Raw genomic sequence first — 11,699 nt, 5'->3', positions numbered from 1 at the left:
TTCAGGTCGAGACGATGAGCTCTGCTTCGATTTCGACCGGAAAGTTTAGCGGCAGGCCGGCAACGCCGATCGCGGATCGGGAGTGACTGCCCACCTCCGGTCCGAACACCTCGATGATCAGCTCGGTGAAGCCATTGATTACGGCGGGCGGATTGGCAAAGCGCGGCGCGCAATTCACCATACCGAACACGCGGCACCAGCCGGAAATGCGATCAAGGCTGCCCAACTCCCGCTTCAGGCTGCCCAACATCGAAAGAGCTACTTTCCGAGCGGATGCCTTAGCCTCCTCAATGGAGATGTTTTCGCCAACGGCTCCGAACGGACCGGCGGGCGTACCATCGGTATTCTGCGGACCATGGCCTGAGACGAACGCGCGATTGCCGCGCACGTTCACCCACGGAAACGGAAGGACCATGTTGGAAGGCAGTTTCAGGGGCTGTGGTAGAACCAATCCCATCGCGGCAAGTCTCTGCTCGTAGTTAGCCATGGAATTCCTCCGGAGATAGCTTGCTGGTCATTGCTCGGGCACGGAGATTTCCAAGATCTGATCCTGGATCGGAACGCATTCTTGCTGGTGAATATCGCCAGAGTGGATTCTAGCACGACGCGGTGCGGGGCGCACGCTGCTAAGCGGGAAGGGCGGCCTTGGATGTCGCGACGGACTTGGCCGCCTTGCCTTTGAAAACGATGTCAAGGAACTCGTTCAGCCATGCTTTCAGCGGCGCGTCGAAGAGCATTCGTCCTTCCAGATGTTCACGACCCTGCTGTGCGTTCGGAAGAATGAAGCGATGGGCGCCGTGAACCACCCAGCGGTGCATCATCGCGCGCGTCAGCTCTGCGTGGAACTGCAGACCCCAGGCATGGCCGCCGTAGCGAAAGGCCTGATTGGGATAGGTATCTCCCTCCGCCAGCAGCTCCGCGCCGTGCGGCAGGTCAAAGCCTTCGCGGTGAAAGTGATAAACCATCCTCGGCCAGTGCATCAGCAGTCGGCCTTTCTCGGTGGGGCGTAGCGGATACCAACCGATCTCGGTGGAGCCATCGGCGTTCGCCTGAACCTTGCCGCCGAGTTGCCTGACCAGCATCTGTGCGCCAAGGCAGATGCCGAGCAGCGGGCGCTTCTCCCTCAGCGGCACATCGAGCCAGTTGATCTCCGTCTTGACGAAATCATCCGTATCGTTGGCGCTCATTGGTCCACCGAAGACAACGGCTCCTGCGTGCTCGGCAAGCGTGGAGGGAAGCTTGTCGCCGAGAGCCGGGCGCCGGATATCGAGCCGATACCCCTTCTCGACCAGCAGCTGACCAACCCGGCCAGGGCTCGAGCGCTCCTGATGCAGAACAATCAGAACCGGAGGTTGGATGTGCTCGGGTAAACGGTCAGTCGGCATCGTCCTGTACCACCTCGGTATCCGTGACCCGTCGTGCTGCCTCCTGCCGCTTCTGGATCCGCTCACGCGCGGAAACGCCGAGAAGTTCGGCGATCCGCCAGATCGCGTCATCCTCCATCTCGCTGCGCTCGCCATCGGCATAGACGATGTCCCAGAGGACTCCGATTAGTTCGAGCCGCTGTTCCGTGTTGAGGTGGCGCTTGAGATCCGAGGTGAAGCGGTAGTAGTCGACGGCATCGCTCTCTGCCTCCTGACCGGCGGCCATCAGCGCATCGAGCTGCTTGCGGTCTAGCCCATACTGATCTTTCAGCAGCTTGCGAAGTCGCTTCGTCTCACTGTCCTTGACCTGACCGTCGGCCTCCATGACCTGCATGCAGAGCGCGGCCACAGCGATGCGCGGATCATCGGGGGCGAAGCCTTTCTTTGCATTGTCGGAAGTCAGATTCTGAAAGAATTCCTGGAAGCGTTCGAACATTTAGGTCCTGTTTGTCTAGAAAAGGCGAAGCCGTGTCTTGGGTTCTGGCTCCGCCGCTGGATTGCGAACGCCGGGATCGTCCGGCAGGCCACCAAAGAAGGGGCGCGGTTCGGGTGAAGTTGCAGCTTCTGCCGCCTGCTTGCTTGGCGCCGGCGGTTTCGGAGATGGACGCGCCGCCTCGGCTATCGTGGCAGCCCGCTCGAGTTCGATGATACGGTGATCGCTGGCCAGGCTTTCGGAGCGAGCTTCGCGCACGGGCGGCAGCGTTTTCAGCGCGCTGTCGATGGAGATCGTCGTGCTTTCATCGACCGCTTTGTCCACATGGTCGAAAGGCGCCTTCCAGACAAAGGCATCCAGTCGACCCGTGACGGGTGAGAGTGGTAGCCATTTGTCGGAAACGAAGCCATCCGCCACCCACGCCGGATCGCGCGGCGCCTTAAGGGCCTGCGCAAGCCAATGGCGAATACGACCCTGATCGCCGGTTTCAGCCTCCTCGATATCCGCGAGCAGCAGGAAGGCGGCTTCGCGTGGCTCGATACGGGCAGCGGCTTCCGCCTTGGCGCGGGCTTTTGCAAAGTCCTGGGTGTCGAGAGCGGTCTGCGCCACGAGAAGCAAGGATTCGACGTTGTTTGGCCGCATCCCCTCCAGGCGCTCGGCGCGCTTCAGGCGGTCAGCGGCAGAGTCGCCGCTGCGGGCGCGAACATAGGTGCGGCCGATGTCGGGGTGCGGCGCGGACTTCCACGCCTGCTCGAGGATGGACGCCGCCTTGCGCAGCTTGTCTTCGCGGAACAGCGCCTTCGCGGCGATAATTGCGGCAGGCTCGAAGTCGGCGGCGAGCTTGAGCGCATGCGTGGCGTCGTCGCGCGCGCCCGCTGGATCGTTTTCTAGTTTTTCGGTGGCGCGGGCGGTCAACAGCACGGCGCGAAGTCGGTCAGCCTCGGCCCTTTCGATGACGCGGCCTGCCTTTTGCTGCTCCAGCAACCGCATCGCATCATCCCAGCGGCCTGCCTGGCTGCGATACTCGAGCGTTGCCTGGGCAGCCCAAGGCAAGTAGGGCGCGTTGTCGGCAGCCTTTTCCGCATACTGGCGCGCTGCCTCACTGGCGCCGAGCCGCTTGGCTTCCAGATACAGTCCGCGCAGCCCGAGTTCGCGGGTCTCGGGATCGTTGGTCATCGCTTCGAATTTGGCCCGGGCTTCGTCGTGGCGACCCTCGATCAGCGCTGCCTGTGCCTCGAGGAGAGCGATCAGCGGCTCCTGATCGGCGCGAATCAGACCGCGGGAGCGTGCGGCCATCTTGCGCGCCATCACCGCATTGCCGGCACCCGCTGCGATCAGGCCTGTTGATAGTGCCTGATAGCCGCGATCACGCTTGCGGGCACGAAAGTACCGGGTGACGGAATAGGGCGACAGCCACAGCGTTCGCAGCAACCACCACAGGACCATCACCGCCGCAATCAGTGCGATCAGGGCGCTTGCCGCAACGATAAGCCGGGTCTGGTAGAGCTGTCCTTCCCAGATCAGCGAAAGGTCGCCGGGGCGATCGGCCAGCCAGGAAAATCCGTAGCCGAGTGCCAGGACGAGGAGGGCAAATATGACGAGCCTGACCATGCCTCAGCCCTCCTTGCCGGCGTTGGAAACGGCCTTGGACAAGGCGCTGCCCACCAGATCCTCGACACGGATGCGAGCTTCAAGCGATTGTTTGAAGGCGGCGGATGCCTGTTTCGCCTGAGCCGGCAGATTGGCCCATTCGGATGCGGCGCCCTGCAGGTCGCCGTTCTTCACCTTGTCCTCCATGCGTGCGGCGATCGCCTCTACGCTCTCGCCCTCGACATTGCCGACGGGACGAACCTTCACCAACGATTTGGCACTCGCCATCAATCGGTCGGACCAACTCTGGTTGGGGTCGGTCTGATTAACGGAATCGACGATAGCCGTTGCGACGTCCGGTACCTGGCGGACCAGCTCGGCACGCGAGGGAACGCCGGTCTCCGCGAAATTGCGCAGATCTGTGGTCGCGGGATCATCAGGGGAGACGCCGGCAAACGTGTCGAGTTCGGCAACGAACGGCCCGCCGCGATCGATCGCCGCCTTCAGCGCGGCGGCCGCGATCGCCTTGGCGACGGCGACATCCTGCCGCGGTTCATTGAGCTTCTTTTCCGCTTCAGCCAGACGTTGCTCCATTTCGGCGCTGTCGGAGGTTTTCTGTTCCGAGGCCTGAGTGACGGCGCCACGCAACTCGTCAATCTGGCCGGTCAAGTCGACAATTTTCTGATTGAGCGCATCGACTGCCGGCGTGTCGGTGGCAGCAGCGGTCGGGTTCTTGGCGGTCGCTTCCAATGCCGCAATGCGCTGCTCCAGCGCACTGTTATCTGATGTGGAGGGGGCAGCGGTGAGATTGGCGACCGATTGCTTCAGCCCGTCGATTTCGGCGGAGAGATTGGTGACATCGGCAGATGGTACAGCGGGAGCGGACGGGCTGGGCAGGTAGCCGGCATATTGAATGGCCCCGGCGCCGACCAATGCTATTAGACCACCAACAATACCGGCGGCGACCAAGGACGACGTGCTACCCCGCTGCGAGGCAGGCGGCGCCGGAGGAACCGGCTCATTAGCCACGGGCTCAGCAGCTGTTGGCGCTTCATGAGGCGGCGGCTCATTGGGCGTTTCGGCCTGCGCTGCGGGTTCATCTGAGGGGCTCGCGTCCGGTTCATCGGTCGGCTCCTCGGCCTTCGTTTCGGCATCCTTGGCAGAAGCAAATTCCTGCGTGTCCAGATCGATAGTGACCGGCTCTTCGGTGCTCTTCGAGTGGCGAGGCGGATTTCCTGGTGCCATGAGATCCTCATCTTAATGCATCGCAAGGAAACTAATCAGTGATGCCAGTCAAGGAAAGAGGTTAGATGAAATTTGGGCATCTAAGCGTTCAAAGGAGCGACAAAAGGCTGCGCTCCTCCGGCATCGTCGCGATGCTCACGGCGCCCTGCAGTGGCATCGGGACTGCCTCCGCAACGGACTTGCTGAGGCAGAGAAGGCGCGTCCCATCTAGCGCATCGGGGCTCATGTGCGCCTCGACCATGCCGAAGAAGTTTTCGGCTGTCTGACGCGAGTAGAAGAGGATCGCATCCGGCCGTTGGTGTGCAAAGATCGTTTCCAGCGTCTGCGGTGCGATCCGTGTCGGCTCCATCCGGTAACATTCGGCGACAGTGATCTCCAGGCCGATTTCGCGCGCTCGCTTCTCGAAGGTCTCGGCTCTTGGCAGGCCGGTCAGATACAGAACGGGGCCGCCAGCTCTCTCCGCAATCGTCTGCGCAAGTTCGTGGCCGTTGCCGCTGGATGCGGTGACGGAGACGAAGCCGAACGCGCGTGCTTCTTCGGCGGTTGCCTTCCCGACCGCAAAGACGGGGCGTGCGAGGTGAACGGCGAACTCAGCGCTTCGCCAAGCGAGCGCCCTGATCGCTTCAGCACTGGTGATTGCAATGCTGCCTTCGGTCGTCTCGAGGCCACGTACCGCTGCATCAACGTAGTGAACCGGCTGCGACAGCGGCAGCGATATCGGTTCGTGTCCCAGCTCGCGAAGACGCTTGGCGGTGCGCTCGCCCGAATACTGGGGACGGGTCACGAGCACGCGCATCGGGACGTCAACTCCAGTCGTCGAAGAAGCTGCTGCCGGCGCGTGCGCGGATTTCCTGCCCGGCACGCGTGCCCAATGCAGCAGCATCGCGCCGGTGGCCATCGACGCTGACGGCGTGCTGATTGCGACCGTCCGGCGTGATGATCAAGCCGGAGAAGCGGACTTGATCGCCTTCACAGATGGCATAGCCGCCGATCGGCGTGCGGCACGAGCCGTCCAAGGCGGTGAGAAACGCTCTTTCGCAGGAAACCGCATCGAAGGTTGCCGCATCATTGATGGGTGCAAGCAGGTCATCGATGCGGGCGTTGCCGATCCGGCTTTCGATGCAGATCGCGCCCTGTGCCGGCGCGGGCGGAAAGGTTTCCACGGCGAGGATATCTGTTATCACGTCGACCTTGCCGAGGCGCTTCAATCCGGCGAGCGCAAGCAGCGTCGCATCGACCTCGCCCTCCTGCAGCTTTCTCAACCGTGTATCGACAAGTCCACGAAAGGTAATAACGTTGATGTCGGGGCGCAGGCGACGGATCAACGCCTGTCGGCGAAGCGACGAAGAGCCGACGGTCGCGCCGTGGGGTAGGTCGATCAGTTTCGGCGCTGTGCGTCCGATCACCGCGTCTCGGACATCTTCGCGGGGCAAGTAAGCGGAAAGACAGAGCCCTTCGGGAAGCCGCGTCGGCATGTCCTTGGCGGAATGCACGGCGATGTCGAGGTCGCCGCTCGCAAGCTGCTGCTCCAGCTCTTCCGTGAACAGGCCCTTGCCGCCGATCTCGGCCAGCGAGCGGTCGGTGATGCGATCGCCCTTGGTGCTCAGCACGACGATTTCGAACATCTCTTCCGGCAACCCGTGCGCCGCCATCAGCCTGTCACGCGCTTCGCGAGCCTGGGCGAGCGCCAGCGGGCTGCCTCGAGTGCCGATCCGGAAAGGTTTTGTTTGCATCCGCATTGATCCGTTGTTACCGGAGTTCCTCGTAAACAGGTTTAAGACCCATCGCAATCAACGATCAGGTTTCATGGCGCCCTTTCTACGCATCCTCGGCATCGAAACAAGCTGCGACGAAACCGCGGCGGCAGTGGTCGAGCGAGCTCTTGACGGGCAGCCGACGGTGCGTTCGGACGTCGTCTTGAGCCAACTCGAGGAGCACAGCGCCTATGGCGGCGTCGTGCCGGAGATCGCCGCGCGCGCCCATGTCGAAGCCCTCGATACGCTGATCGAGGAAGCCTTGAAACGTGCCAATGTGTCGCTCTCGGATATCGATGCCATCGCGGCAACCTCGGGGCCTGGCCTCATCGGCGGTCTGCTCGTCGGCCTCATGACCGGAAAGGCGATCGCCAAAGCATCCGGAAAACCGCTCTATGCCGTCAACCATCTCGAGGGGCATGCATTGACGGCGCGGCTGACGGACGGGCTCGCCTTTCCTTATCTGATGCTGCTCGTTTCGGGCGGCCATACCCAGCTTATTCTTGTCCGCGGTGTCGGGCAATATGAACGCTGGGGTACGACGATCGACGACGCGCTCGGCGAAGCCTTCGACAAGACGGCGAAACTGCTGAGCCTGCCTTATCCCGGCGGTCCGGCGGTCGAGCGCGCGGCCAAGAGTGGTAACCCGGATCGCTTCGATTTTCCGCGACCTTTGGTGGGAGAGGCCAAGCTCAATTTCTCGTTTTCCGGTCTGAAGACGGCGGTGCGCCAGGCGGCGACAGAAATCGCGCCGTTGACGGAGCAGGATGTCGCCGACATCTGCGCCTCATTCCAGAAGGCGATCTCACGGACGCTGAAGGATCGCATCGGCCGTGGGTTGGAACGCTTCAAGGCTGAGTTCCCAAATGTCGACGGCGGGCCGGCCCTCGTGGTTGCTGGCGGGGTCGCTGCCAATCTGGAGGTTCGCAGTACCCTGCAGTCGCTTTGCGGCAAGCATGGCTTTCGTTTCGTCGCGCCGCCGCTGCGGCTGTGCACCGATAACGCCGTGATGATTGCCTGGGCTGGCCTGGAGCGGATGGCGACAGGCGTCGAACCGGATGACCTCGATGTGCAGCCGCGCTCGCGCTGGCCGCTGGATTCCAACGCCGAGACATTGCTTGGCTTCGGCAAGCGGGGAGCGAAAGCATGAGCGAGAAGATTGCCGTCATCGGAGCCGGTGCTTTTGGAACCGCACTTGCCGCGGTGATCGCCTTGACGGAACGCAACGCGGTGACACTCGTCGGTCGGGATCCTGAATTGATCGCGGACCTGAAGGCCGAACGTTTGCACGATGCGGTCTTGCCGGGCATCGCGTTGCCGGAGTCCCTTGCCTTTTCCGCCGAACCAGATGCGATCGGCGATGCCGACATGGTGCTCTTCGCGATGCCTTCACAGGCGCAGGCGGATGCGGCGAGACAGTACCGGCCCTATCTCGCAAGCGATGCCATCGTTGTCACCTGTGCCAAGGGCATTGAGAGGGCAACAGGCAATCTGCTGACTGACATGCTGGAGCGCGAAATACCGGGTCACGCGATTGCTGTCCTATCCGGACCCGGCTTTGCGGCCGATATCGCGAAGGGATTGCCAACGGCCATGGCAATTGCTGCGGCGGATATGGACGTTGCCGAAAGGCTGGCCCACGCCATTTCCGGGCGGACGTTCCGGCTTTATGCATCGTCTGACCGGATCGGCGTGCAGCTCGGCGGAGCACTGAAAAACGTCCTGGCGATCGCATGCGGTATCGTCGAGGGAGCCGGCATTGGCGACTCGGCGCGCGCGGCACTGATTGCACGCGGGCTTGCCGAAATGTCCCGTTTCGTCGTTGCAAAAGGCGGGCAGGCGGATACGGTGCGCGGGTTGTCCGGCCTCGGCGATCTGGTGCTGACGGCGACCAGCCATCAATCGCGTAACCTACGCTTCGGGATCGCGCTCGGCCGCGGCGAGACAGTCGATCCCGCCCACGGCGAGCTCGTTGAAGGCGCCTTTGCGGCCGCTGTTGCATCGCGTCTGGCGCAGTCGCTGAATGTCAGCATGCCGATCACCGATGCCGTTTCCGCTATCATCGAAGGCAAGCTCGGCATCGCCGAAGCCATCGATCAGCTCATGACGCGTCCGATTACGACTGAATAGGAGTTCCGATATGCTTTTTGCTCTCCTCTGCAAGGATAAGCCCGATCACCTCAATGTCCGCATGGAGGCACGGCCCGCCCACGTGGAACATCTCAACAAGCTCAATGCTGAAGGCGTTTTGAAGATGGCTGGACCGTTTCTCGATGGCGAGGGCAAGCCCTGCGGCAGCCTCGTTATCATTCATGCCGACACGATCGAAGCGGCCAAGGCCCTGGCGGACAGCGATCCCTACGCAAAGGCCGGACTTTTCGAGAGCGTCGACATCAAGCCCTTCAACTGGGTCTTCAATAATCCGGAGGCATGAGCGTGGCGCACTGGCTTTACAAATCCGAACCTGCTTCCTGGTCTTGGGAGCAGCAAAAGGCGGCCGGCGAGAAGGGCACCGAATGGACCGGTGTCCGCAACTATCTCGCCCGCAACAACATGCGGGCGATGCAGCTGGGTGACAAGGGCTTCTTCTATCACTCCAACGAAGGTCTCGAGATCGTCGGTATCGTCGAAGTCTGCGCTCTGTCTCATCCGGACTCGACGGCAAAAGGTGACGACCGCTGGGATTGCGTGGATATTCGCGCTGTCTGCGACATCCCCAAGCCGGTCTCGCTCAAAGACATCAAGGCCAACGAGAAGTTCGCCAAGATGTCGCTCGTCACCTCCATGCGGCTTTCGGTCCAGCCGGTGACGGATGAGGAGTATCTGGAGATCTGCCGGCTGGGTGGTCTCGACAATCCGCCGCGTTGAGCCGCCTTTGAGAACCGATCCCGAGATCTTCATCCGCGCCAATACCAGCCCGATGACGCCGCCGCATGTGCCGGAAATTCGACTGCATCTGGCAGACGAGGCGCATGAGTTGTGGCTGAAGACGGAAGAGGAGCTTGCGGAAATCGGTCTGCCGCCGCCCTTCTGGGCGTTCGCCTGGGCGGGTGGTCAGGGGCTGGCGCGCTACATACTCGACCATCCTGATATCGTTGCCGGCAAGCGCGTTCTCGACTTCGCCACAGGTTCCGGCCTGGTGGCGATTGCCGCAAAGATGGCGGGAGCTGCCAAGGTCGTTGCCGCCGACATCGATCCGTGGACCGAAACCGCTGTGCGGCTCAACGCCGGCCTGAACGCGGTCGAGGTCGATTTCACTGCTGCTGATCTGATTGGCGGCAAGGTCGAGGCCGACATTCTGCTCGCCGGTGATGTCTTCTACGACAGCGGCTTTGCCACCGCGATCGTTCCGTGGTTCGAAGCTCTCAGCCGCCAAGGCATTACGGTCCTCGTCGGCGATCCGGGTCGCAGCTATCTTCCCAAGGACCGCCTAAAATTCTGCGCAGTCTATCAGGTGCCGGTTACGCGAGCGCTTGAGGATAGCGAGGTGAAGAAAACAACTGTCTGGCGTTTCACGGCCTGATAACGCAGACGCCTGCCTCGTAAGAGCAGCTGCTGCTTTTCGCCGTGACGTTGATGACCTTGGCCATTGGTGCAAGGGTCGTGGTTTGCGTTGGTGCTGGAAGGCCGTAGCCGCTGCCGACCGCATAAGTTCCGCCGTCGTTGTCATACACGTAGGACGATCCGGCATAGGTGCCGCTTGCGTTTCCGCCGCCCAGCTGTGGCGCAACGAGGACGATGACGTTGCGTCCACCGTAGCCGCCATAACCTCCGCCATAGCCGCGATAACCATTGTAGCCACCATTCGGCCATGAAGCGCGCTTGATCAGAGGCGTTCGGCCGTGGCGATAGCCGAACTGGCCGTATCCATCTGAGAAACGGATGCGTCCATCGTTCCATCCACGAAAGGGTCGGCCGACGATGGTGGGTGCATGATGCCTGATGAATCCCTTACCACCGTGGCGAGAGAACGAATTCTTGCCGAAATCGCCCGCCGAGGTCGGTAGCGCGATCAAAGCAGCGGCGACAAGTGAAACGAGCGTGGAGATAGTCTTCAGCATCACGCGGATCTCCGAAAATGAAATGGTTAACAAAGCGTTAACAGCAAAATGCGCCAAAAGTCGTCGGTTGTCCAGAAGACGTCGCGGCATGCCGCTTGCGTCGAGCACCGGCCGGACCGTCAAGCACAGTTCGCGCCACCCAGAGACGCAAATCGATTAAATTAAATTGGGGGTGCAATTATACTTGTCGTTAGGGGCTTCCGTGATTAAACGTCGCCATTGATGCGACGCACACAAACAAGTTTGTCATTCGTGTGGTTGCCTTGAATGCTCCGAAATCCGGGAGCGCAGAGAAGACGCCGCGAGGTTCTGATGGCGAATGTCACAAATAACCGGCCCCTGTCGCCGCATTTGCAAATTTACAAACCAATCCCCACTATGGTTATGTCGATCGTCCACCGTATTACTGGTGGCGCACTTTATGTCGGCACGCTGCTGGTCGCCTGGTGGCTGATCGGAGCTGCAACCGGCCAGGCCTATTATGATTGGGTCAACTGGATACTCGGCAGCATCGTCGGCAAGCTCGTGTTGCTCGGCTATACCTGGGCACTGCTGCACCACATGGTCGGCGGCTTGCGTCACTTCGTCTGGGATCTCGGCTACGGCTTCGATAAAGAAGTCTCGACTAAGATGGCTCAGGCTTCGATCGTCATATCGCTCTGTCTGACCGTGCTGGTCTGGGTGATCGGCTTCCTCATTCGCTTCTGAAGGTTGTTCTCATGGATATGCGCACCCCCCTCGGCAAGGTTCGCGGCCTTGGCTCGGCCAAGGAAGGAACCGATCATTTCTGGCGCCAGCGCGTCACGGCGGTTGCCAATGTGCCGCTCTTCCTCTTCTTCATCATTTTCATGATCGTTCACGCAGGCGCGCCTTACGCAGACGTGGTTCACGCCTTGTCGAACCCGCTTGTTGCAGTCGTCATGGGTCTGATGGTCGTCTCGGGCACCATTCATATGCGGCTCGGTATGCAGGTGATCATCGAGGATTACGTACATGGCGAATTCGCCAAGATCGGCCTGCTGATGCTGAACACCTTCTTTTCGATCCTGATGGCGGGGCTCTGTCTCTTCGCCATTTTGAAAATTGCATTCGTAGGATAACCGTATCATGGCACCGACTTCACCCGTTCAGAATGGGAAGGCCTACAAGTACGTCGATCACTCATACGATGTGATCGTCGTCGGCGCCGGTG

General features: G+C 61.3%; 15 protein-coding genes. 7 read left to right on the top strand and 8 right to left on the bottom strand.

Features of this window, described 5'->3' with window-relative positions:
* Position 1: 1 nt before the first annotated feature.
* The 7 genes from PMI09_RS12965 to hemC form a co-directional block, all read right to left on the bottom strand.
* Positions 2–487, bottom strand: coding sequence for a RidA family protein (locus PMI09_RS12965; RefSeq protein WP_007794225.1), 486 nt, complete (start codon positions 485–487; stop codon positions 2–4).
* Between the two features lie 139 nt (positions 488–626).
* Positions 627–1,385, bottom strand: coding sequence for a glutamine amidotransferase (locus tag PMI09_RS12960; protein ID WP_007794222.1), 759 nt, complete (start codon positions 1,383–1,385; stop codon positions 627–629).
* Positions 1,375–1,860, bottom strand: coding sequence for a tellurite resistance TerB family protein (locus PMI09_RS12955; protein WP_007794220.1), 486 nt, complete (start codon positions 1,858–1,860; stop codon positions 1,375–1,377). Before PMI09_RS12955 ends, PMI09_RS12960 begins: the two co-directional genes overlap by 11 nt.
* 15 nt (positions 1,861–1,875) lie before the next feature.
* Positions 1,876–3,468 (bottom strand): heme biosynthesis protein HemY, encoded by a 1,593-nt coding sequence (locus PMI09_RS12950; RefSeq protein WP_007794215.1) that lies wholly within the window; start codon positions 3,466–3,468, stop codon positions 1,876–1,878.
* Positions 3,469–3,471: 3 nt separating this feature from the next.
* Positions 3,472–4,692, bottom strand: a complete 1,221-nt coding sequence (locus PMI09_RS12945) for a COG4223 family protein (protein ID WP_007794211.1) — start codon at positions 4,690–4,692, stop codon at positions 3,472–3,474.
* Positions 4,693–4,780: 88 nt separating this feature from the next.
* On the bottom strand, positions 4,781–5,488 hold the full coding sequence (locus PMI09_RS12940) for a uroporphyrinogen-III synthase (RefSeq protein WP_007794207.1): 708 nt from the start codon (positions 5,486–5,488) through the stop codon (positions 4,781–4,783).
* 7 nt (positions 5,489–5,495) lie between these two features.
* On the bottom strand, positions 5,496–6,425 hold the full coding sequence (gene hemC, locus PMI09_RS12935; protein ID WP_007794203.1) for a hydroxymethylbilane synthase: 930 nt from the start codon (positions 6,423–6,425) through the stop codon (positions 5,496–5,498).
* Positions 6,426–6,498: 73 nt separating this feature from the next.
* Between hemC and tsaD the strand changes: the two genes are divergently transcribed.
* From tsaD to PMI09_RS12910, 5 genes are read left to right on the top strand one after another with little or no spacing between them, the layout of a single operon-like run.
* On the top strand, positions 6,499–7,596 hold the full coding sequence (gene tsaD, locus PMI09_RS12930) for a tRNA (adenosine(37)-N6)-threonylcarbamoyltransferase complex transferase subunit TsaD (protein ID WP_007794200.1): 1,098 nt from the start codon (positions 6,499–6,501) through the stop codon (positions 7,594–7,596).
* A complete protein-coding gene (locus PMI09_RS12925) occupies positions 7,593–8,576 on the top strand; it encodes an NAD(P)H-dependent glycerol-3-phosphate dehydrogenase (RefSeq protein WP_007794197.1) in 984 nt (327 codons plus the stop codon). Before tsaD ends, PMI09_RS12925 begins: the two co-directional genes overlap by 4 nt.
* 10 nt (positions 8,577–8,586) lie before the next feature.
* The gene (locus PMI09_RS12920; protein WP_007794196.1) at positions 8,587–8,880 is read left to right on the top strand and encodes a YciI-like protein; all 294 of its coding nucleotides are present in this window, start codon (positions 8,587–8,589) and stop codon (positions 8,878–8,880) included.
* Positions 8,881–8,882: 2 nt separating this feature from the next.
* Positions 8,883–9,314 (top strand): EVE domain-containing protein, encoded by a 432-nt coding sequence (locus PMI09_RS12915; protein ID WP_007794193.1) that lies wholly within the window; start codon positions 8,883–8,885, stop codon positions 9,312–9,314.
* A gap of 7 nt (positions 9,315–9,321) precedes the next feature.
* Positions 9,322–9,969 (top strand): class I SAM-dependent methyltransferase, encoded by a 648-nt coding sequence (locus PMI09_RS12910; protein WP_007794190.1) that lies wholly within the window; start codon positions 9,322–9,324, stop codon positions 9,967–9,969.
* Here PMI09_RS12910 and PMI09_RS12905 read toward each other — a convergent pair.
* On the bottom strand, positions 9,959–10,507 hold the full coding sequence (locus tag PMI09_RS12905) for a hypothetical protein (protein ID WP_007794186.1): 549 nt from the start codon (positions 10,505–10,507) through the stop codon (positions 9,959–9,961). The genes PMI09_RS12910 and PMI09_RS12905 overlap by 11 nt on opposite strands.
* A 312-nt stretch (positions 10,508–10,819) precedes the next feature.
* Here PMI09_RS12905 and sdhC point away from each other — a divergent pair, with 312 nt between their 5' ends.
* Both sdhC and sdhD read left to right on the top strand, forming a co-directional pair.
* Positions 10,820–11,215 carry a succinate dehydrogenase, cytochrome b556 subunit gene (sdhC, locus tag PMI09_RS12900; RefSeq protein ID WP_007794183.1) on the top strand — a complete coding sequence of 132 codons (396 nt, stop codon included), beginning with the start codon at positions 10,820–10,822 and terminating at the stop codon, positions 11,213–11,215.
* Positions 11,216–11,226: 11 nt separating this feature from the next.
* Positions 11,227–11,607, top strand: a complete 381-nt coding sequence (sdhD, locus tag PMI09_RS12895) for a succinate dehydrogenase, hydrophobic membrane anchor protein (protein ID WP_007794179.1) — start codon at positions 11,227–11,229, stop codon at positions 11,605–11,607.
* The last annotated feature ends 92 nt before the right edge of the window (positions 11,608–11,699 follow it).

The organism is Rhizobium sp. CF122 (genome assembly GCF_000282035.1).
In the GTDB taxonomy this organism is placed as follows: domain Bacteria; phylum Pseudomonadota; class Alphaproteobacteria; order Rhizobiales; family Rhizobiaceae; genus Rhizobium.
This window is presented reverse-complemented; position numbering and strand designations above follow the sequence as displayed.